Here is a 21,331-nt window from a genome sequence, read left to right on the forward strand (position 1 = left end):
GATCGAGCCACTCTTTTCACTTACGCAACCTGGGAATCCTTCCATGCGGCAGCTACGAGAGCGACGGCCGCCCAGCGGATTGACCGGAGCTTGACCTGCCGCCAACGCCGGCCGAGCGTTACTCACGCCGTCGCCCCTCGCACTTGCACACGACACCCGCTCACCTCGAACCACAACAGCTTCCCAGCACCGCGGTCCAGCGGACCACCGTCGCCGACGGCCCAACCGCCCCACGAGTCGGCGTACTCCTGTACGAGATGCAGCCCGCGCCCTTCTTCGGCATACGCCGGGATGAGCCCGACACGGTCCCGGGGCGGCGCACCGAAGGGGGCCGGGATTCGGGGGTGGCTGTCCCAGACGCCGACCCGCAGCCGACCGTCGGGCAGAGCGGTCAGCCGGAGGGAAGCGGGGCCGTTCGTGTGCCGGTAGGCGTTGGTGACCAGCTCGGACGTCAACAGCTCGACGGTGTCGAGGACTTCGAGTCTGTCATGGCAGCTCAGCGCCGCCCGTACGGTCATGCGTGCGACGCGTGCCGCGCGCGGGTCGTGCGGCAGACGGAGGGCGTACACCCAGGTGTCGGGCGGGGATACGGTTCCCATGGAGACCTCCAGCGAGAGAAGGGGAGGCGGATCAGGCTCAACGACCGCGCCGGGCGGCGGCTCTGCCGTGGGGGTGCGCTTCCGGCTTATGGGCGCGGGAAGTTGGGCTACGTGTAATCACGCTAGAGCAAATGGTTAGATGCATCTAACTAAATCCACGGAAAGCATCCATGCTTCACTCCTGTGAGGGAGCGCAGTGCCGCGTCGCGGCCAGGAAGGGGACAGCGTGCCGCCCACCGACAGCCCTACGCTCCGACAGCGACGGCTGGGTGCTGAGCTGCGCAAACTGCGGGAGCGGGCCGGACTCACGGCCACCGGCGCCGGCCACCTCCTGGGCGTCAATCAGGCGCGCGTCAGCATGATCGAGACCGGCCGCACCCCTGTCGGCGCCGACCGACTGCGGTCCATGGCACGTGCCTACTCCTGCTCCGACGGGCAGCTCGTGGAGGCCCTGGCCTCGATGACAGGTCGGCGCACTCGCGGCTGGTGGGACAGCTACCGCGACCACCTTCCAGTCGGCCTCATCGACCTTGCCGAGCTGGAATACCACGCGGCAGCACTGCGCGTTGCCCTGGTGATCCACATCCCCGCACTGCTCCAGACGACCGACCACGCACGGGCACTCTTCAAGGAGGCCGTACCGGCTCTGCGGCAGTACGAGATCGAGCATCGGGTCAGCCACCGGATCAAACGGCAGGAAATGCTGCACCGGGAGACTCCCCCGCCCTACACGGCGGTGATCCACGAGTGCGCACTGCACATGGGGTACGGCGGCCCCGCCACTGTGCGGGCTCAGCTGAAGCACCTACTGGACATGAGCGAGCTGGAACATGTCACCGTTCGAGTCATCCCGTTCGGCAAGGGCTCCTTCCCCGGTACAGGGCAGTCCGTCGACTATCTGGTGGGGGCGGTGCCTCAGCTCGACACCGTTCAGTTGGACACCCACCACGGCTGCGACTTCCTCGACGCCGAGGCCCAGTTGGAAAAATACCGACTCGTTCTCGACCGCATGGAAGAGAACGCCCTGGAACCCGCAGAATCCCTTGACCTGATCCACCGCATCGCCAAGACCATCTGAGGGAGCCGTGTCCGAACTCCGTTGGCAGAAGTCCACTTACAGCCCCGACGCCTCGAACTGCGTCGAGATAGCCGCCGCCCCCGCGACCATCCACATCCGCGACTCGAAGAACCCGGAAGGCCTCCGTCTCACAGTCAGGTCCTCCGCCTGGACCCACTTCATCTCCCGCCTGGCACGGCCCCGGTCACAATGACCGCATGGGAACGGACATCCACGGCTGGATCGAGTGCCGCACCTGGCGGGAAGCCCTGCCCCACGACGAGACGGCATGGTCCCCGGCCATCAGCCTCCCGCTGCTGGGGATGCCGAGGGACTACGACGGCTTCGCCTGCCTCTTCGGCGTACGCGACTTCGACGCCACGTGGCGCCCGGTGGCAGCGAACCGAGGCCTGCCGCCGGACACATCCCCCGAGGTCCGCGAGGAGCACGCCACCTGGGCTGCCACGGCACCGCCGGCGGCCATGATGAACGGGCGTGGGGCAGGTGAACTCAGGGTCGGCACTCGGCGCTCCCCCTCTGGGACGTCAGCTTCTCGGTGATCCAGACACCTTGCTCGCCGGTCCGAAGCAGACTGCGGTAAAGGACGTAGCTGTCTCCGGAAGGCGTGTCGACTTCGGTCTTCCCGGTCGTCAGGCTCTTGTTGTACGCCTTGGTCTGATCTTCGCAGTACACGAGACCGGCCGTACCGTCCGCGTTGATCTTCACCTTGGCATCGAAGTACCGCTTCGCCCCCGTGATCCGGTCCTTGTAGTCCACGAACTCCTGGATGAACTTCTGGCTGCCGGCCGCCGCTGTGCCCTGGGAGTAGAAGCGGTACGCCTTGTCGAGCGGATCCTGTTCGGCGATCGCCATGTCCACCGCCTTGATGAACTGCTCGGTGTCGCCGAGGACCGCGTCCTTCTTCTCGTCGCCCGTCTTCGGCCACTCGAACGTGTAAGTCAGGTCGGACGGCAGCCTGATCTCCGGCCGTTCAGCCGCACTTGCCTCCGAGGCACTGGACGAAACCGAGGGCTTCGGAGTGGTCCCCGTCGCCCTTGCCGACTTGTCGTCGGACTTCGACTCTCCGCCCCCGCATCCGGCAAGAAGCAGCACCCCCACCACACCGATACCGACTGCCCTCGCTACGGCTGGCACTGAGCCGCCCCCCTGGTGGAAATGATCTGTGATGTCTGCCAGACGCCGTCGGAGTTCCTGTCGAGCCTGGTGTTGTACGTGACGTAGCTGTCCTTGGTGACAGGCGTCTTGTTGACCTTGCCGGTCTTCTTGTCCTTACTGAAGCCCTTGCTCTCGTCGCCGCAGTACGTGAGGACGGCCGACGTCTTGCTCTCGAGCGTCACCTTGCGGTCGTAGTAACGGACGGCACCGGTGATCGTGACGTCGGCCTTCTTGAACTGGGCGACCCAGGACAGCGATGCCTCAAGGGCCTTGCCCGTGGTGTAGTAGCCCATTCCCTGGCCCTTGGGATCCGTACCGGCGATGGCGGCGTCGACGGCCCGCGTCATCTCCGCGCTGTCAGCGAGCACCGCGTCCTTGACCGCATCCCCGGTCCGGCCGCCCTCGAAGGTCAACGTCACATCCGACGGCAACGTGATCTTCGGGCGGCCGTCGGCCGATGCCGAAGCAGACGCACTCGGCGAGGCTGAAGCAGACGCCCCGGTCGTTGTGGGCGTGGAGGAGGCCTTGTCCGCAGTCTTCGCCCCGTCGACGCCGTCGCCCCCGCCGCACCCTGTGAGCAGGAGTACGGCGGTCAGACCGGCTACGGCTGTCGTGGGCGGGCTGGAACGGGGGTTCACGAATGACTCCTGGTAGGGCGGCTGGGACTGGTCCACGAGGTATCGAGAACACCCGGCTCGTCGGCTAACCGGCGCAGGCCTTGTCGCCGCGGTGCGAGGTCAGGGCGGTGGTCTGCCACACGCCTGAGTCGTTCTTCTCGACGCGCGTGTTGTACAGCACGTACGGGCTCTGGTCCGAGGGCGTCCGGTCGACCTTGCCGGTCTTGCGGTTCTTGTTGAAGCCCTTGCTCTCGTCGGAGCAGTAGAGAACCGTCGCCGTGGTCTTTCCGGAGGCCAGAGTGACCTTGGGGGCGTAGTAGCGGGTGGTGCCCGCGAAGGAGAGGTCGGCGTCCAGATACGCCTGGATCCAGGCGACGGCACCGCTCAGCGCCTTGTCCCGGTAGTAGAAGGACAGGCCGGGCGCGCCCGTGTCGCCGCGCAGGATGGCGTCGTTCGTCGAGTCGATGCGTGCGGCGACGTCGGCGAGTACGGCGTCCTTCGCCGCATCGCCCGTCTTCCAGCCCACGTACTCGTCCGTCACGTCCGACGGCAACGTGACCTGGGGCCGGTCCGTTCCCACCGACGCACTCGGCGATGCGGGTGCACTGCTGAGCTTTCCCGCACCGGCCGCCGCGTTGTCGTCACCCGTGGAGCCACCGCTGCCACCGCAACCGCCGACGATCAGCGCGACCGCGGCTCCCGTGAGGGTGTGTGCGAACAGACGGGGCCGACGGCTCACTCTGAAACTCCTGTTGGGGCGACGTGATCGGGATGGGGAAAGGAGGCTTCGGCGCGCGGAAAACGAACCCGGCCAGGTGCCCTCGGGTACATGGCCAGGTCCCGGTCGTCGTCACCGGACGACAGATCTCACCTGTTGACGGACTGGATCTCCTGCACGACGACATCCTGCGACCGGCCGAAGGAGCCGTCGGGCAGTCGGCGGCCATTGGTGCCGTCGCTGCCGGACCAGGTGATCCGCCAGGTGATCGTGGCCTTGAGCTGGTACGAACCGTTGCCGGAGGACCGGAGGTACTTCACCCCGCAGGGTGGCGTCTTACCGGCGTCGCCCGCGGCGTACTCCTCCCCGACACTGCCGTTGTCGAACTCACAGACTCCCGAGGCCGGATAGGTGACCGCGTCGGAGGTGCCCGGCTCGATCTTGAGGGAGACGGGTTCGGCGGTGGTCGTGGCCCACATGCCCAGCGCGTCGATGCGCGCGGTGACCGAGACCGGCTTGAACGTCGTCTTGTCCAGCCAGGCCCACGTGGGAAGGTTGACCTTCGTCTTGTCCGCCGGGGCCAGGCTCACGTCCTTGGAAGGCACCCGGATCTCGTTGTAGGCGAGTTCGGCGAGGATCTGTGGCGTGACGACGTTCTCGATGTTGGCCGGCGGTGCGTCGCCGGTGGCCACCCAGAAGTAGGGCTCGTCGCACTTGTCCCAGCCGGGTGGGAAGGACTCGTTGACGTACGAGTCCCACCAGTAACCCTTGCCGGTCTCGTCCTTGTTGAAGTCCTTGTAGGGGTGACCGTTGACGTACCGGTCGCGCTGGGTCTGGTCCCACGCGTCACCGGTCGAACCGGCCGCCCAGATCGGCTCCAGGTACGCCTGCAGCGCGGCGGGGGTGTACTTCGGGGCGTACCAGCAGGCCGGCGGGGTCCAAGACGTGATGGGGGTGACCGGACCGGCGGAATCGCCCGAGCCGTTCTTGGAACGGTCGTAGACGATCACGCCCGCGCTGAGCGAGTCCCCGTCGACACCGCCAGACGTTTTCCCTCCCGGCACGGGAGGAGTCTTCGCACCTCCACCTACGCCAGTGTTAGCCGTAGCAGGCTGAACTCCTGCCAGGATCGCGCTGACCAGAAACAAAGTGATCAGCGTTCTTGAGCCCGGCCTCATGGCTGGCACTTGGAACTCCCCCTTACAGACATGAGCTTCTCGACAGCCCAGACGCCCTTGCCGTTCCTGTGCAACTGAGTGCTGTAAAGCACATAGCTGTCTTTGGTGACGGCCGTCTTGTTGACCTTCTTCGTCTTCAGGTAAAGGTCATAGGCCTTGCCCTGGTCCTCGCAGTACACCAGAGAGGCCTGATCCGAGCCGCTGACGTTCACCACCGGGTCGTAATAGCGGAAGTGTCCCGTCGTCCGCGCCTTGGCCTTGACGTATGCCTGCACATACGTCTGGATCTGGGCAGCGGCTTCACCTTCGAAGTAGTACCGGTAAGCGTTGTCCAACGGGTCCTGGTTCGCGATGGCAAGGTCAACCGACTTGATGTTCTGCTCGCTGTCCGCCAATACGGCGTCCTTGACCTCGTTCCCGGTCTTGGACCACTCGAAGGTGTAGGAGAGATCCGAGGGCAGCTCGATCTTTGGCCGCCCCGACTCAGCCGCCGAAGCCGAAGCACTGGGCGAAGCCGATGTCGACGCCCCCGTGTCCGCGCCCGCGATCTTGTCGTTCGAGTCGGACTTGTCTCCGTCACCTCCGCCGCAACCGGCAAGCAGCAGTGCGGCCGCCACACCAACGGTGGCTGTCGTGAGCAGGCGGGAACGGCGGGTCACGGTGGGCTCCTGGTGGGGCGGTTGGGGTCTGCGAAGCAGCGAATACGGTATCGGGGTCGATCCGGAATGCACCAGAGCGATTTGCTGCACCCCAGTCGCACGAAACGCGCACTGCACATCATAGTCGGGCAACTCAACGCCCCTGCCTCGGCTTTGGTGCCGTCCCGTGACATCGCCGCGCCCCTCAGTTGGCCGCCGCAAAGGACTTTGGGCCGGGCAGGCTGCCAGAAGATGGGATGCCCCACACGTCCGGGCTGGGGGCCTGCCCAAGCCGGGTCAGGACCAGCCTTCACCTCAAACAGGCCCGACCTGTAACTTCACGTGTGCACAGGTTTGTTGACGGGGCGTACGTGACGGGGGTTGCGGGATCATGGCGGGGTACCGACCGGCGGACTGGCATCCACTCGACCTCGACCGGGACCCGACCCCGGGCGACCCGCAGCGCGTCCGCACCCTGGCCGCGCAGCTGCACGCCTTCGCCGACGACGTCTCCGACGCGCTGCGCCTGGTCAAGGGCATGGCCGGTGAGGACACCCTGCTGCAGTGGGCGGGCAAGTCGGCGGAGGTGTTCAAGGAGCAGTTCAAGGACGTCCCGAAGAACCTGAAGAAGCTGAAGAAGTCCTACGAGCTGTGCGGCGACGCCCTCGCGGACTACTGGCCGAAGCTGGAGCGGGCCCAGGCACTTGCCGACAAGGCACTGACGAAGGCGAAGGAGGCGCAGTCCGACCTGTCCTCCGCCAAGTCCCGCCTGTCGTCGGCCGATTCGTGGGTGACGCGGGCGACGAAGGAAGCGGACAAGTACAAGGACGATCCCACCGGCAGCAAGTCGGACGCCGACAAGCCGGACGAGGGGAAGGTGCGGGCCGCCGCCCGGGACGTGCAGAGCGCCAAGTCCGCGCACTCCACGGCGCAGTCGGACGTCACCACCGCGCAGAGTGCGCTGGACGCGGCGAAGAAGATGGCCGAGGACGCGCGGAAGATGCGCGACGACGCGGCGGGTGAGGCGAAGCGGAGGATCGACGAGGCCTCGGATGCCGGGATTCCGAACCGGCACTGGTGGCAGGACGTCGGGCATTGGTTCGAGGACAACTGGGACACCATCGTCACCGTCTGCAAGGTCGTCGTCGCGGTCGTCGGGATCATCGCGATGATCATCGGCGGGCCGATCCTCGGCGCGATCGTGCTGGTCGCCGCCCTCGTCGTGCTCGCGGACACCCTCTACAAATACTCCAAGGGGCAAGCGTCGGTATGGGACGTGGCGTTCGCGGCCCTGGACTGCATACCCGGCGGCAAGGGCATCACGTCTCTCGGCAAACTCGCCAAGGGCGTGAAGGAGATGAAGTTCCTCAAGGGCGGCCTCAAGGCCATGGCGGAGAGCCTTGGCAAGAAGGGGCTGCGCAAGGAGGCCGACGATGTGCTCGCCAAGAGCAAGCCGGGCAAGGGGCGGTGCCTCAACGGCGACCCCGTCGACATGGTCTCCGGCGAGATGTACATGGCCGAGACCGATGTCGAACTACCCGGGCTGGTCCCGCTCCTCCTACGGCGCACCCACCTGTCCACGTACCGCGCGGGCCGTTCCTTCGGCTCGTCGTGGGCCTGCACGCTCGACGAACGCCTGGAGCTGGACGACCGAGGAGCCGTCTTCGCCACCGAGGACGGCATGATCCTCGTCTATCCCGTGCCGGAACCCGGGGCGTCGGTACTGCCGGCGGAGGGGCCGCGGTGGCCGCTGGACTGGGACGGCACTTCCGGTGCCCCGGTACGGATCACCGACCCGCTCACCGACATCACCCGTCATTTCGCCCCGCCGCAGCGGCCCGGACCGATCGACGAGCCGTTCACCCTGCTGCTCACGGCGATGACGGACCGCAACGGCTACCGGATCGACTTCGACCGTGATGCCGACGGCACACCGGTGGCCGTACGCGACTCGGGCGGCCGCCACCTCCATGTGGACACCGACAGCGGGCGCGTCACCGCGCTGCGCCTGCGCAATCCCGAGGACGGCCCTCGGGGTACTGTCCTGCGGCGCTTCGACTACAGCTCCGCCGGCGATCTGACCGGGATCCACGACTCGGGCGAGCTGCCCATGAGCCTCGCCTACGACTCCCGCGGGCGCATCACGTCGTGGACCGACCGCAACGGCTACCGCTACTGCTTCGGCTACGACGGGCTGGACCGCTGCGTCCGGGGCGAGGGTGCCGACGGCAGCCTGTCCTGCACTGTGGAGTACGACGACGAAGCGCGCGAGACGCGCTACACGGACGCGCTCGGCCAGACCACGACGTACCGCTACAACGAGCTCTACCAACCGGTCGCCGTGACCGACCCGCTCGGGCACACCGAGCTCTCCGAGTGGGACCGTTTCGGACGGCTGCTCGCCCGCACCGACCAGCTGGGCCGCACCACCGGCCTCACTCTGGACGCCCACGGCCGGCCGACCCGGATGGAGCGGCCGGACGGCACCGTCATCGAGGTGGCGTACAGCGACGAAGGTCTGCCCGTCGCCGTCACGGGCGCCGACGGAGCGCGTTGGGAGTGCACGTACGACGACCGGGGCAACCTGCTCACCAGCACCGATCCGCTCGGTGCGGTGAGCCGCTACGTCTATGACGGGCGCGGGCACCGGACCGCACGGACCGACGCGCTCGGCAGCGCCTTCCGTTTCGAGACCGACGGGGCGGGGCTGCCCGTCCGGGTCGTGGACCCACGCGGCAGCACCGTCACCGTGCACCGGAACGCGTTCGGCCGCGTCGTCCGGATCGATGACGCGGTCGGCGGGACTCTCCGCCAGGGATGGAGCCCGGAGGGCCGGCTGCTGTGGCGCGAGCACGCCGACGGCGGCCGGGAGACGTGGTCGTACGACCCGCAGGGCAACCTCACCGAGCACCGCGACCGCGGCGGGGCCACCACCGTCTTCGAGTACGGCGCGTTCGACCTTCCCAGCGCCAGGACCGATCCGGACGGCACCCGCTACCGCTTCACCCACGACGCCGAACTACGGCTGACCGGCGTGACCAATCCGCTCGGCGGCATCTGGAGCTACCGCTACGACGCGGCGGGCCGTCTCGTCGGCGAGACGGACTTCGACGGCCGGACGCTCACCTACACCCACGATCGCACCGGCCGGCAGACCGAGCGGACGAACGGCACCGGGCAGACGGTGCGGATGACCCGTGACACCGCCGGCCGTGTGGTGGAGACCCGCACGGACATCGGTGCCGTCGTCTCCCTGCGCTACGACCCGGCCGGCCGACTGGTCGAGGCCGCGGGCCCGGAAAGCGTGGTCGCTTTCACCTACGACGCGGTGGGCAGGGTGCTCACCGAAAGCGTCGACGGCCGCACGGTCACCAGCGCGTACGACCCGCTGGGCCGCAGGGTGGGGCGGACCACTCCGTCCGGCGCCACCTCGCGGTGGTCCTACGACTCCGTGGGGCTGCCCGTCTCGCTCGTGACCGCGGCGGGCGAGCTCACCTTCACCCACGACGCGGCCGGCCGGGAAACCACCCGCGGGCTGGCCGACGCCGCCACGCTGACCCAGTCCTGGGACGCCGGACATCGCCTGGTGGAGCAGGTCATCCACTCGGGGACCGGTGCGGCCGGCCCCGATGCCACCACCGTGCTGCAGGCCCGCTCCTACGCCTACCGGGGCGACGGACACCTCACCTCGGTCGACGACAGGCCGGCCGGTACCCGGAGGTTCGACCTGGACCGGGCCGGCCGCGTCACCCGGGTGTCGGCCGCGAACTGGACCGAGACCTACGCGTACGACGAACTCGGCAACCTGACCACCGCGAACCATCCCGGAACCGCGGGACAGGACGCGCAGGGCCCGGTCGGGAGCTCCGGCACGAAGGTCACGTCGGCGGGCCGCACCACGTACGAGCACGACGGCCAAGGACGCGTGGTCCGCATGATCCGGCGCACGCTGTCCGGGCTGCGGCGGATCTGGACCTACGCCTGGGACGCCGACGACCGGCTCGTCGAGGCCGCGACTCCCGACCGGGGCGTATGGCGGTACCGCTACGACGTCCTCGGCCGGCGTACCGCCAAGTGGCGGGTGCACGAGGACGGTTCGGCCGTCGACGAGACCGTCTTCACCTGGGACGGAGCCAACCTCGCGGAGCAGCAGGCGCTCCGGGACGGTGTGGTGGAGACCGACACGTGGGACTGGGATCCGGGTACCCACCGGGCGGCGGCCCAGACGCGCGGGCGACGCAGCGCCCTCGACGCGGACGAGGTCAGCAGGCGGTTCTACGCGATCGTCACCGACTCGGTGGGGACGCCCAGCGAACTCGTCGACGAGGACGGCACGATCGTCTGGCGGGCCGCCACCAGCCTGTGGGGACGGCCCCTGGCCGACGACGACGGCCTGTGCCCGCTGGCCTTCCCAGGTCAGTACCGCGACCCCGAGACCGGCCTGCACTACAACCTGGCCCGGTACTACGACCCGGACACCGCGCAGTACCTCTCACCCGACCCGCTGGGACTGGTCCCCGCTCCGAACCACCACGCCTACGTGGACAACCCGCTGCGCTGGACCGACCCGCTGGGTCTGGAGGGCGACAGCACGGAGCCGGTCCGCGTGTACGACGACTCGACGTACAGCAAGCACGGTTCAGGCAGCAGTTCGTCGGCCAAGGGCGAGGTCAGCCGCGCCCCGAGCAACGGGCAGGCCGCACTGGACCGGTCCATCCACCTGGGCGACCCGAACAACCCTGACGAATTCCGGCGGCTCGGCGTGGATCACGTCAACAACGAAATCGTGGTCCTGGACCGGCACGACTACGTCACCGACAAGGACGGCAATATCATCAAGGAGATCTACCACGGTCACGTGCAGGGTTCGTACCCGTCGAACAGCGTCAAGGAGAACGCTCTGACCAGGCTTGTGAGGGCCGGAATGATCGACAACAAGAAGAAGCAGCGGGTGCTCCCGCCCAAGTGCGACAAGTGACGGGCGGAGAGGGAAGATCAGGCATGGCGTCCGAGTGGGACTGGCAGAACGGTCAGGGTCTGCTGGCCTTCGACGATCCCGGGGAATGGGATGCCGCGTTCGAGCGCGGCGAGCCTCGTCTCGGTACGGCGGTGATCGGGCTGGCGTTCCACTGCCCGTTGGAGGAGGTGTCGCCCCGCATCGTCAAGGCGATGCAGCTGCCGGACAGGCTTCAGCGCACTAACGCCTTCATCGCGGCGGGGCACGCGGCACGGCTGAACGGCGCTCTGACCCCGGAGTTGTTCGCGGCCTTGCGGGCCGAGGGCCTCGGCGGGGTCGCCGAGCACCCCATCAGGGACACACTGACCTTCGTACCGTTCCGGGATCTGCCGCCGTGGTTCAAATACCAGCGGGTGCATGTGACCGTGCGCGACAAGCTGGAGTACTGGTGGCAGCGCATCCAGGACGCGATCGGCGACGCCTGGCGGGCCCTGCGGCGACGCCGCGACTGAACCGACCGGCAGCGCAGCGGCGCTGGACTCTGGGGACGTTCTTGACCAACCGAGTGCGAGAGCGGTGGCGTGGGATGGGGGAATCACCGGACCCGATCCCGGTCCCCGGAGACCGACGGTGTCCTTAGGTTCGATCCCCTCCAGGCCGCCTAGGAGGACGGGACGTACACCTCACCGTCACCACGGGGGATGGTTTCGTCGGGGCCGCGCTCAACCCTGCGGGATGTCGCTGAGGAGCAAGTGGCCTCGCCGTCACGGCTTGCACTTGTCGGCACCCCGAGTGGAAGCGATCCTGACGAGCTCCCAGACCCCCTTGTCGTTCTTCTGGACCTCAGCGCCATAAGCGACATAGCTGTTCTGGGTGACCTTCGTGTGTTCGATCACCCCGGTCTTGATGACCTTGGTGTAACCCTTGCTCTCGTCCCCGCAATAGGTCAGCGAAGCCCTGTCCTTGGACTCGACGCTGACCTGACGGTCCGTGTAACGCACGGTTCCGGTGACGGTCCAACCGGCCTTCTTGAACGACTGAACCCAGTCCTGAGCCGCCACAGCGCCCTCCCCCTCCGTGTAAGGGATTCGCTCACGCCCGGCGGCGCGACACCCCCCGTCGCCTCCCCGATCCGTCCGGCCACAGCCGTGGCCGTCGCCCCGCCGCCACGTCCTCCACCCACCCGAACGCCACCACCGCCATCGCGATCAGCGGCCAGACCACCACGAACATCCAGAAGCCGTACGTCGAATCGAGCAGCCCCGCCGCCCGGTCCGACTCCATGAACGGCAGGTTGTACGCCTGGTCGATGATCGGGACCGTTGCCATGATCAGCAGGTTGTGCCAGAGGTAGATGGTCACCGCGCGGTTGTTGGAGAGGGTGATCCAGCTGTCCCAGCGGCGTAGGCCGCCCGGTAGCTCCCGCCAGGACGGGCTGTACTGGAGCAGCAGCACAACCGCCCCGAACGACCAGCACGCCTGTGCGAGCGGGATGTCGTTGAGGTCCCAGCCGTCGGGGCCCTGGTGGCCCGACGCCCACCACAGGCCCACCGCCATCACCAGGCAGGACAGCGAGACCGCCGCATAGCGCGGGACGCGTGCCAGTACGCCCTCGTGGTGGGCGAAGCCCAGGATCCAGCAGCCGCCGTACACCGCGAAGTCCGTCACCGCGTTACCCGTTTCACCGGGGATCCTCACCGACCCCGTGGCCAGCACAGCGGTCAGCGCCAGGGGGGCGAGAGCCGTCGGCACGGGCCACCTGCGGAATGCCCGCAACAGCAAGGGCGAAAGAAGCACGAACCACAGGTACGCCCGCAGGTACCAGAGCGGGCCCGCCGCCTGTTCCGCCCAGGTGTCGTCCAGCAGGCCCGACGCCGAGCCGAGGTGTTCGGGGTACGGCGGGGCGCCGATCGGGAGGACGTAGCAGGCGAGTCGGGACCAGCCGCTCCAACCGCCGCCCACGTCCGGGTCCTTCAGCGGATGCCAGCCCGCCGTCAGCATCATCGTCAGCAGGACCGCCCCGAACAGCCAGAGGGGTGGGAGGAGACGGCGGAGCCGGGACCGGATCACGCTCCCCGCGGGGCGGTCCAGGCTGCGGGCCATCAGGGAGCCCGCCAGCGCGAACATCACGCCCATGGAGGGGAAGAGGACGGTGAGCCACGGCCAGCCGAAGAGGTGGTAGACCACCACGCGGAGCAGGGCCAGGGAGCGGAGGAGGTCGAGGTAGCGGTCCCGCCCGCCACCGGTTCCGGTCCTGCCCGGTGCGACCGGGGTCGCCTCTGCGTGTGTCATGCCGCCTGCCTCTCCTCGGCGGTGCCCGGCGCCGCCCCCACCACTCCCGTGCGCCGCAGCTTCTGCCAGCGCAGGCGGCCGCCGGTCAGCGCCGTGATCCAGGACTGGAGGAGTACGACGTACATGAGCTGGCGGTAGAGGATCTGCTGGAGCGGGAGCGAGACGAGGTGGGTCATGCGTTCGCGGTCCAGGTGGAAGGCGTAGGCCGCGCAGGCCGCCTGGACGGCCAGGACCCCCAGCCAGGCGCCGATCGTCTTCTGCGTCGGGCCGAAGACGATGCCGTAGAGGAGGAACGCGTCGATCAGCGGGGCGAGGAGCGGGGCCACCACCATGAACAACGACACCAGGGGGAGGCCCACTCTGCCGAAGCGGCCGGACGGGCCGCGGTCCAGGAGCGCGCCCCGGTGTTTCCAGATCGCCTGCATCGTGCCGTACGACCAGCGGTAGCGCTGGGACCAGAGCTGGGAGACCGACTCCGGGGCCTCCGTCCAGGCCCGGGCCCGTTCCGCGTAGACCACCCGCCAGCCGTCCCGGTGGATCGCCATCGTGATGTCGGTGTCCTCGGCGAGGGTGTCGTCGCTCATGCCGCCGACCCGTTCGAGGGCGGTACGGCGGAAGGCCCCGACCGCGCCGGGGATCGTCGGCATGCAGCCCAGCACGTCGTACATCCGGCGGTCCAGGTTGAAGCCCATCACGTACTCGATGTGCTGCCAGGCGCCGATCAGCGAATCCCGGTTGCCCACCTTGGCGTTGCCGGCGACCGCGCCGACGGCCGGGTCCGCGAAGGGCTGGACCAGCTCCCGTACCGTGGCCGGTTCGAAGACCGTGTCGCCGTCCATCATCACGACGATGTCGTGACGGGCGTTCGCCAGGCCCCGGTTGAGGGCGGCCGGCTTGCCCGCGTTCTCCTGGCGGACCACCCGGACGCCCGGCAGGTCCAGGTTCTCCACGATCCGTGCCGTGCCGTCCGTCGAACCGTCGTCCACGACGACGATCTCGACGGGGTGTTCGCTCGCGGTCAGTGAACGGACCGTGTTCTCTATGCACTTGGCCTCGTTGTACGCGGGGACGAGGACCGAGACCGGTTCGGTCACCGGGCGGCGGCCCCAGCGGAAGCCCTTGCGGCGGACCCTGCGGGTGTGCAGGAACGACAGGCAGAGCATCAGGGCGAACCGGGCCAGCACCGACGCGCCGATCACCGCCAGGCCGACCACCAGCACGTCCGTGATGCCGTCCGCCGCCTGGACCAGCAGGATCCAGGCCCTGCCCTGCCAGAGGTCGGGGCCGGTGACCGGGGTGTGGGCGCTCGGCGCGCGCAGTGCCTCGGTGAGGTTGTCGAAGCGGTAGCCACGCTTTTCCAGCCGGGGCAGGAGCCTGTCCAGGGCCTGGACGGTCTGGTGGCGGTCGCCGCCCGAGTCGTGCATCAGGACGATCGCGCCCTTGCCGCCGGCCGGGGTGGCGTTGCGGATGATCCGGTCGACGCCCGGCTTGCGCCAGTCCTCGCTGTCCCTGTCGTTGACGACGGTGATGTAGCCGCGACTGCCGATGTACTCGGTCACCGGCCAGGAGAGGTCGTCCATCGCGTCGGCGAAGGAGGAGTACGGCGGCCGGAAGAGGGACGTACGGATGCCGGCCGCGCCGGTGATCGCCAGCTGGGTCTGGGACAGCTCCCAGTCGATGCGCCTCTTCGACTGGTACGACAGGTCGGGGTGGCTGAAGGTGTGCACGCCCACCTCGTGGCCCTCGGCCACCATGCGCCGGACCAGCTTGGGATAGCGGGAGGTCATGGTGCCGGTGACGAAGAAGACGGCGTGCGCGTGGTGCTTCTTCAGGACGTCCAGGACCTTCGGGGTCCAGGTCGGGTCGGGACCGTCGTCGAAGGTGAGGACCAGGTGGTGGTCGGGGATGCGGAGCGACGTCGTACGGCCGCCCCGGGTGTCGATGACCGGGCCGCCGTCCAGGATCTCCTCCGGGACCCTGTCGGAGGCGGCCTCGGGGCGGATGCGGTGGTCGGCGAGGATCTCGCTGTGCACGTAGCCGCGCAGCATCAGCATCGCCATCAGGGCGGCGAGGAGGAGGACGGGCAGCGTCAGGCGCATGGACAGGCGGCGGCGCCGGGAGGCGTCGGCGGCGGTCCCGCGGCGCCGGGTGCGCGAGGCCATCAGAGGACGGTGGCGGGAGCGAGGGCGTCGCCGGTCGTGGCGGTGCGCGGGGCCGCGCCCTCCGCGACCGGGCCGCCGGTCGGGGCGGCCGACTCGCTGGGCGAGGCCGGGGGCGGCGACGGGGCGGGCGAGGAGGGCGCGTCCGAGGAAGGTGTCGCCGCGGACGGCGAGGCGGACGCGGACGACGACCCCGGCTTCGGCGAGGAGCCCGTCACCCCGGCGGACGACGACGGCCGCGCGGACGCCGACGCACTCGGCCGGGCGGTCCCCTTTCCGGCGCCGGGCACCCGGGAGGAGGCACCGGCCGACGGAGTCGTACCGCCGCTCACGGCCGGGCCGGCCACCGAGGCGCCGCCGCCGTCCGAGGACCGCGGCGACCTCGCGGGCCGCGGCGAGTCGTCGACCTTGCCGGCCGGCTTGTCGGCGTTCTGCCCGGGCACCGGCAGCCAGGGCGCGTCGGAGCTTCCGGACAGCAGAGTGACGACGATGACGGCCGCGTAGACCGCACAGGCGAGGACGACGGCCATCCCGAACCTGCGGAACCGGCGGCTGCGGCGGCCCGACGCGTCGACGAAGACAGGAACGGGGCCGGAGACGGGAACGGGGCCCGGGCCGGAGACGGGGCCGGGGACTTCGGAGGCACCGGAAATGCCGGATGCGGCGGATGTGCCGGAAACGCCATGCGCGCCGGAGGCTTGGTCCGTGCCGGGGCGTATCAGCCGGGTCCGCCCCGGCGGCTGTATTCGTACGGCACCGACGTCGTTCTGGACGGTCACCTCGTCGGGGTCGTGGACGGCCCCCGGGGCCGGGTCGTGGACGGGGCCCGGGGCCGGGCCGCGCAGGAACACCGGGATCGACGGCTCGACCACGGCCCACGGGTCCCGTAAGGAACCGGCCCGCAACACCTCGGTCCGGCCGGTCTCCCCGGCCGCCTCCCCGCCACCGCCACCGCCGTCGCCCTCGACGGCCGTCTCCGCCCCGTCGTCTCCCGTCACCGGCACATCCCTGGCTTCCAGGGCCGCCTCCGGCATTTCGGGCTGGGCTTCTTCTCGCCAGTTTTTCACGCGCGCACATCCCCCCACGGGACTGTTCCGGGCGCGCTGACGAACCCGAGCACACGTCGACGGAACGGGCCCCCACCCGCTCCGAGCGCCCCCTTTTAGCTCTCCGCGCCCGGGCCCATGAAGCTAGCGCACGGGGAAGACCCACGTTCCCGATGTGTCATTTGTGGTCGTCCATCACCTCTTGATCACTGGCCGGAATCCATCCGCCGGCCGGCCGCTGAAGCCAGCCCTCCGCCCGCCCGATCTCGGCGGCGGCCCGGCGCAGCGCGTCGAGTCCCGGATGGACCAGCCCCTTTCGCCACACGAGCGACACGGGCGACAACGGGACCGGGTCGACCAGGGGCCGCGACACGCTTCCAGGTATGGCCGGAAACCCCACTACCGCGAGGACGGGATACCGGTCCTTGGCCATCACCCGCTGGAACTCCTCCTCCCCGACGGCCAGCGGCAGCGGCGGCGCGACCGCGACGCCTCGCCCCTCGAAGAGCTGAAAGGCCAGGTCAGTCCATTCCAGGGTGCGCTCGTTCCCGGCGCCGGCGTACACCGTCTCGCCCGCCAGTGCGGCCAGCGGTACCGCGTCCAGGGGCGCGAGACGGTGTTCGGAGGGGAGAATTACGGCCATGGGTTCGAATCGAACGGGCTGGTGTTCGAGTCCGGGGCGCAGCGCCGGATCCAGTCCCGCGAACCGCCCGAAGGACGCGTCGAGCCGTCCCGCGAGGATTTCGGCCGCCGCTCCGGTGAGCCCGCTCTCGTAGCGGGCCATCAGCTCGCAGTCGGGGGCGAGTTCGCGGGCCCGGTGCAGGACACCGCGGGCGGTCTCCAGGCCCGGGGAGTTGAGGTCCACCAGCAGCGGCCGGGCCTGCCCGAACGCGGCGAGCAGGGCGTCCTGGGCGGCCAGCACCCGGCGGGCGTACGGCAGCAGCCGGGTGCCGTCGGCGGTGAGGCCGACCCGCCGGGTGCTGCGGAGGAACAGCTCGGCGCCCAACTCCCGCTCCAGTCGCCGTACATCACGGCTGAGGGCCTGCTGAGCGACGTACAGCCGGGCGGCGGCGCGGGTGAAGTGGAGTTCCTCGGCGGCGACGACGAAGACACGCAGGAGCCGGGGGTCGATGTGGACGGGAGAAGCGGCCATCGGGCGAATTTACCCGTACCGCGCCGGGCACCCGGCCGATGCCCCGGCGGGCAGTCGGCGATGCATCGGCCGGGACATCACCGGTGCCCCATCAGGCACTGTTACCGACAACGCGGCAGGAAACGGCAACTTGACGAACCCACAAGCAAGTTGACAACAACGAGACAACTCGACGCGGCCTGGATCCGGGTCCGGCGCCAGTACCATCGGCGCCCTGGCGCCGCCGGACGCGTTCGCCATCGCTCTCCTGGAAGGACGCGACCACAGTGCCGTCTCCACTGCCCCGGCGGCCGAAGGGGCCGTCGGCCATCGCCGCGGCGTCCGCCTCCCGCACCGCGCCGGGCCCCGGCCCCGGCCCCGGCCCCAAGGACGACTCCGCCTCCCAGCAGCAACCCAACCCCACCACGCCGCCCATGTCCGCGACGGCGGCCGCGTTCGCAGCGGAGAGCGCGGTCACCCCTCAGCCCACGGCCGTCACGGCCAATCCCTCGCGCATCGGCAGCAAGCGCATGGAGAGCGGGAGCGAGCGGACCCCGAAGGTCGTCGGCACGCCGCCGGACCGTGGGGGCGACCGCGCGGCCGAAGCCACCGCCGGACCGGGGACCGCAACCGCTCCGCAGCCCCCGGCCGGTGGCACCGCCCGACGCCGGTTGCCCCAGGCGGTGCTCCTGACCGGGGCGTCCGTGGTCGTGGCCGCGCTGATCTGCGGCGCCTTCCTCATCGGCCGCGCCGGTGACGACGGCACACGGTCGTCGGACTCGACGTCCGGCGCCATGCCGGGCACCGCGGGGGGCGGCGGCTCGTACGACAGCACGCCGAGCCTGCTCGGCCCGCCCCCACCGTCCATGTCGCGGTCCGCCTCGCCGTCCACGTCACCGTCGGCGGACGCCGTGCACGCGTCGTCGGGGCCGTCGGCCACGAAAGCCGCCAAGGGCGGCTCCACCACCCACCCGACGACCGCGCCGTCCGTCGCTGCCGCCGCGGTGGCGGACGGCGGCCGGACCGAGGCAAAGTCGGGCGGCAGCGACGAGGCCTCTTCCTCCTGCACCTCCGCCGCGGGCTCGGGCGCCCTCACCGACTACTCCGTCTGCCTGTCGTCCGGGACGGTCACCTTCCAGGTCACCTTCCACACCAGACAGTCCTACTACCACGTCTTCTTCAACACCGACGGCAACACCGCGACCGGTTACCAGCTCCCCTATCCGTCGTCCGCGGCCCTCGGAGCCGACTACATGATCGAGAACGACGGCCTCTACCGGAGCCGGTCGACCGACTGGAGCTGGACCGAAACAGCGACCCGCCCGAACCGGACGGTCGACGGCTCGACACAGACCTGGACCCTGCCCCTGCGCGGGATCGGCTCACCGACCGGCACCCAACGGGTCGAATTCAACGCCGGATCCGACTACACCCCGGTGATCGCCTTCAGCCCGAAGTAGCCCGAGCAACCCGAACGGCCCGGGCCTCACCGGACTCACAACAGCAGTGCGTGAATCGGCGCCGAGCAGGTGTTGGACTCCTTGATCGCCCCGGGGCGACGGTGGTGTCCATGCCACAACCGCCTCGGCCGAGCCCGCATGAGACCACCCACACCGCCCACCTCGTCCACACCGTCACCGCCGACTCCCTCGTCACCGCCGACTTCGGCCCCCGCTTCCACCGCCGCGCCGACCACCGCGCCGGCCCTCGCGAGACCCCTCACCCTCACCCCCGCTCCCCCCGCCGCCCACCCGGCCCGTACCGCCGCCTCTTCGCCCGCCCCGGCACCCGGGCCTTCACCGCCGGGAACCTGCTGGCCCGGCTCCCCATGGGCATGTTCAGCGTCAGCGCGGTCGTGATGATCGCCGGGTCGCGCGGCTCGTACGCCCTCGCCGGTGCCGTCACCGCGACCGGCCTCGCCGCGACCGGTCTTGCCGGGCCCTGGATCGCACGGCTCGTCGACCGGTACGGGCAGGCCCGGGTCGCCGTGCCCGCGACCGTCACCGCCGTGCTCGGCAGCCTCGCCCTGCTGCTCTGCGTCCGCTGCGGCGCCCCGGACTGGACCCTGTTCGCCGCATACACGGCCACCGCCACCACCCCCAACCTCGGCGGCATGTCCCGGGCCCGCTGGGCGCACCTGCTGCGCGACGACCCTGGCGCCCTGCACACCGCGAACTCCTTCGAACAGGCCGCCGACGAGCTGTGCTTCATGCTCGGACCGGTTCTCGCCTCCTTCCTGACCGGCACGTTCTTCCCGGAGGCCGGCACCCTGGCCGGCGCGGTGCTGCTGCTCACCGGCGCGCTGCTGTTCGCCGCCCAGCGGGCCACCGAGCCGCCGCCCCGGGCCGGTACGGGCACCGCACGTACGCCGCTGCGCATCGGTCCCCTGCTGGCCTGCTTCGTGGCGACCGGTGCGGTGTTCGGCTCGATGGAGGTCGTCACCATCGCCTACGCCGACGCCCAGGGCCACCGCTCGGCGGCCGGTGCCGTGCTCGCCCTCCAGGCGGCCGGTTCCTGCGCGGCGGGCCTGCTGTACGGGGCGCTCAGGCCGACCGGACCGGTCGAACGCAGGCTTCCCGTCTGCCTGTTGTCCATGGCGGCGCTGATGTCCCTCCCCCTGCTCGCCGCGCGCGCGTTCGACAGCCTCTGGGCCCTCGCCCCCGCCCTGCTCGCGGCGGGCATGGCGACCGCGCCGACCATGGTGACCGCGATGACCCTGGTCCAGGACCGTGCCCCGGCGGACCGCCTCAACGAGGGGATGAGCCTGGTCGTCACCGCCCTGCTGACCGGCATCGCCTGCGGCTCCGCGCTCGGCGGCTGGGCGGCCGAACACGTCTCCCCGACGGCCGCGTTCACCGCACCGCTCGCCGCGGCCACCGCGGCGTTCCTGATCGGCACCGCCGGTCGAATGGAAGCAGTGCCCCGGTGCGCGCACCCCTCCCCCAAGGATTTCCCGTCGGCTACCGGGACCGGTCCCCTTGCCAGGTGATCGACGTCAGTGTGCTCAGGCCGCCGTGTGCCACGCCCCGGTAGGTCACTCTCCGGGCGGGGCCGGACTCATGGGCGACTCGTCTCGCCAGTTCCGCGCCCTCGTGGAACAGCCGTTGCCAGTCGTCCTCGTACGCGGCCTCGTCCCGGTCCCGCAGATACAGGTCCAGGGTGGTGTCGACGGCCCTCGCCCAGGTGTACAGACCGGCGACCAGGTCGTCGGACAGGGCCAGTCCGGCGGCGGGGTCGTCGGGGAAGAAGTCCCCGAAGCCGTCGGCGCGCAGCGGACCGTACCGGTACTCGGCCTCGACCGTGAGGTCGAGCGGATGCGGCGGGGTGCCGTGTTCGTCGGGCTCCCCGTGCAGGCGGTCGCAGCCCCAGCACAGCCACGTCGCCGTCCGGTGCCGCTCGTCGCGGTAGCGCACCGACCACGCCGGCCCGAGCCGCCCGGCCAGGCGCCGGGCGGTCTCCAGCCCCCGTGCGGCGTGTTTGCGCAGGGCGGGGCGGGAGGCGAAACCCCCCGGCGGGCGGGACAGCGACCAGGAGCGCAGCTCGTCCGCCAGGTCCGCCGGGAGGGCCAGCCGGTCGTCGTCCAGCGCGATCGCGCGGGTGAAGGCGCCGAGGGCGCCGAGGGCGTCGTGGGCCGCAGGGCTCTCCGGGTCCTCCGGCTCGTACAGGGGAGACGGCTCGCCGCGCGCCTGCACGAGCAGGTTCCATGGTGCTTCGGACGTCATGCGGTGTTCGCTCCGATCACGTATCCGTCCGGTGCCGGTC

General features: G+C 70.1%; 19 protein-coding genes. 7 read left to right on the forward strand and 12 right to left on the reverse strand.

What is annotated here, in order from left to right; all coding sequences use genetic code 11:
* Positions 1-122 precede the first annotated feature (122 nt).
* Complete coding sequence (locus ABZ887_RS15370) at positions 123-599, reverse strand: ATP-binding protein (protein ID WP_361288465.1); 477 nt, start codon at positions 597-599, stop codon at positions 123-125.
* Positions 600-825: 226 nt separating this feature from the next.
* Between ABZ887_RS15370 and ABZ887_RS15375 the strand changes: the two genes are divergently transcribed.
* Genes ABZ887_RS15375 through ABZ887_RS15385 form a run of 3 tightly spaced genes read left to right on the forward strand, consistent with a single transcriptional unit; the run spans position 826 to position 2,216 of the window.
* Positions 826-1,677 carry a helix-turn-helix transcriptional regulator gene (locus tag ABZ887_RS15375; protein WP_361288468.1) on the forward strand — a complete coding sequence of 284 codons (852 nt, stop codon included), beginning with the start codon at positions 826-828 and terminating at the stop codon, positions 1,675-1,677.
* Between the two features lie 7 nt (positions 1,678-1,684).
* On the forward strand, positions 1,685-1,870 hold the full coding sequence (locus ABZ887_RS15380) for a DUF397 domain-containing protein (protein ID WP_361288471.1): 186 nt from the start codon (positions 1,685-1,687) through the stop codon (positions 1,868-1,870).
* 4 nt (positions 1,871-1,874) lie between these two features.
* Entirely contained in the window at positions 1,875-2,216 is a 342-nt protein-coding gene (locus tag ABZ887_RS15385; protein ID WP_361288474.1) for a hypothetical protein, read from the forward strand.
* Here the strand turns inward: ABZ887_RS15385 and ABZ887_RS15390 are convergent.
* The 5 genes from ABZ887_RS15390 to ABZ887_RS15410 all read right to left on the reverse strand — a co-directional run bounded on the left by ABZ887_RS15390 (position 2,167) and on the right by ABZ887_RS15410 (position 6,004).
* Positions 2,167-2,811, reverse strand: a complete 645-nt coding sequence (locus ABZ887_RS15390; protein ID WP_361288477.1) for a hypothetical protein — start codon at positions 2,809-2,811, stop codon at positions 2,167-2,169. The genes ABZ887_RS15385 and ABZ887_RS15390 overlap by 50 nt on opposite strands.
* A complete protein-coding gene (locus ABZ887_RS15395; protein WP_361288480.1) occupies positions 2,799-3,470 on the reverse strand; it encodes a hypothetical protein in 672 nt (223 codons plus the stop codon). Before ABZ887_RS15395 ends, ABZ887_RS15390 begins: the two co-directional genes overlap by 13 nt.
* A 64-nt stretch (positions 3,471-3,534) precedes the next feature.
* Complete coding sequence (locus ABZ887_RS15400; RefSeq protein WP_361288483.1) at positions 3,535-4,188, reverse strand: hypothetical protein; 654 nt, start codon at positions 4,186-4,188, stop codon at positions 3,535-3,537.
* Between the two features lie 128 nt (positions 4,189-4,316).
* Complete coding sequence (locus ABZ887_RS15405; RefSeq protein WP_361288486.1) at positions 4,317-5,231, reverse strand: hypothetical protein; 915 nt, start codon at positions 5,229-5,231, stop codon at positions 4,317-4,319.
* Between the two features lie 110 nt (positions 5,232-5,341).
* Positions 5,342-6,004, reverse strand: a complete 663-nt coding sequence (locus ABZ887_RS15410; RefSeq protein WP_361288489.1) for a hypothetical protein — start codon at positions 6,002-6,004, stop codon at positions 5,342-5,344.
* Between the two features lie 370 nt (positions 6,005-6,374).
* Here ABZ887_RS15410 and ABZ887_RS15415 point away from each other — a divergent pair, with 370 nt between their 5' ends.
* Both ABZ887_RS15415 and ABZ887_RS15420 read left to right on the forward strand, forming a co-directional pair.
* Complete coding sequence (locus ABZ887_RS15415; protein WP_361288492.1) at positions 6,375-10,961, forward strand: RHS repeat-associated core domain-containing protein; 4,587 nt, start codon at positions 6,375-6,377, stop codon at positions 10,959-10,961.
* Positions 10,962-10,984: 23 nt separating this feature from the next.
* Positions 10,985-11,452: a hypothetical protein gene (locus tag ABZ887_RS15420; RefSeq protein WP_361288495.1), complete on the forward strand. Its 468-nt coding sequence runs from the start codon at positions 10,985-10,987 to the stop codon at positions 11,450-11,452.
* A gap of 252 nt (positions 11,453-11,704) precedes the next feature.
* Here ABZ887_RS15420 and ABZ887_RS15425 read toward each other — a convergent pair whose 3' ends face one another.
* The 5 genes from ABZ887_RS15425 to ABZ887_RS15445 form a co-directional block, all read right to left on the reverse strand.
* Entirely contained in the window at positions 11,705-12,001 is a 297-nt protein-coding gene (locus ABZ887_RS15425) for a hypothetical protein (RefSeq protein ID WP_361288498.1), read from the reverse strand.
* 31 nt (positions 12,002-12,032) lie between these two features.
* Complete coding sequence (locus tag ABZ887_RS15430) at positions 12,033-13,232, reverse strand: acyltransferase (protein ID WP_361288501.1); 1,200 nt, start codon at positions 13,230-13,232, stop codon at positions 12,033-12,035.
* The gene (locus tag ABZ887_RS15435; RefSeq protein WP_361288504.1) at positions 13,229-15,394 is read right to left on the reverse strand and encodes a bifunctional polysaccharide deacetylase/glycosyltransferase family 2 protein; all 2,166 of its coding nucleotides are present in this window, start codon (positions 15,392-15,394) and stop codon (positions 13,229-13,231) included. Before ABZ887_RS15435 ends, ABZ887_RS15430 begins: the two co-directional genes overlap by 4 nt.
* Positions 15,394-16,389: a hypothetical protein gene (locus ABZ887_RS15440; protein WP_361288507.1), complete on the reverse strand. Its 996-nt coding sequence runs from the start codon at positions 16,387-16,389 to the stop codon at positions 15,394-15,396. Before ABZ887_RS15440 ends, ABZ887_RS15435 begins: the two co-directional genes overlap by 1 nt.
* Positions 16,390-16,615: 226 nt before the next feature.
* On the reverse strand, positions 16,616-17,590 hold the full coding sequence (locus ABZ887_RS15445; protein WP_361288510.1) for a LysR family transcriptional regulator: 975 nt from the start codon (positions 17,588-17,590) through the stop codon (positions 16,616-16,618).
* Positions 17,591-17,856: 266 nt separating this feature from the next.
* Here ABZ887_RS15445 and ABZ887_RS15450 point away from each other — a divergent pair, with 266 nt between their 5' ends.
* Both ABZ887_RS15450 and ABZ887_RS15455 read left to right on the forward strand, forming a co-directional pair.
* Entirely contained in the window at positions 17,857-19,029 is a 1,173-nt protein-coding gene (locus tag ABZ887_RS15450) for a hypothetical protein (RefSeq protein WP_361288513.1), read from the forward strand.
* 110 nt (positions 19,030-19,139) lie between these two features.
* Positions 19,140-20,558 carry an MFS transporter gene (locus ABZ887_RS15455; protein ID WP_361288516.1) on the forward strand — a complete coding sequence of 473 codons (1,419 nt, stop codon included), beginning with the start codon at positions 19,140-19,142 and terminating at the stop codon, positions 20,556-20,558.
* On the opposite strand, the gene ABZ887_RS15460 is transcribed toward ABZ887_RS15455, so the two are convergent.
* A complete protein-coding gene (locus ABZ887_RS15460; RefSeq protein ID WP_361288519.1) occupies positions 20,530-21,291 on the reverse strand; it encodes a hypothetical protein in 762 nt (253 codons plus the stop codon). The genes ABZ887_RS15455 and ABZ887_RS15460 overlap by 29 nt on opposite strands.
* Between the last annotated feature and the right edge of the window lie 40 nt (positions 21,292-21,331).

This window comes from Streptomyces sp. NPDC047061, from assembly GCF_040643955.1.
Taxonomy (GTDB): Bacteria; Actinomycetota; Actinomycetes; order Streptomycetales; family Streptomycetaceae; genus Streptomyces.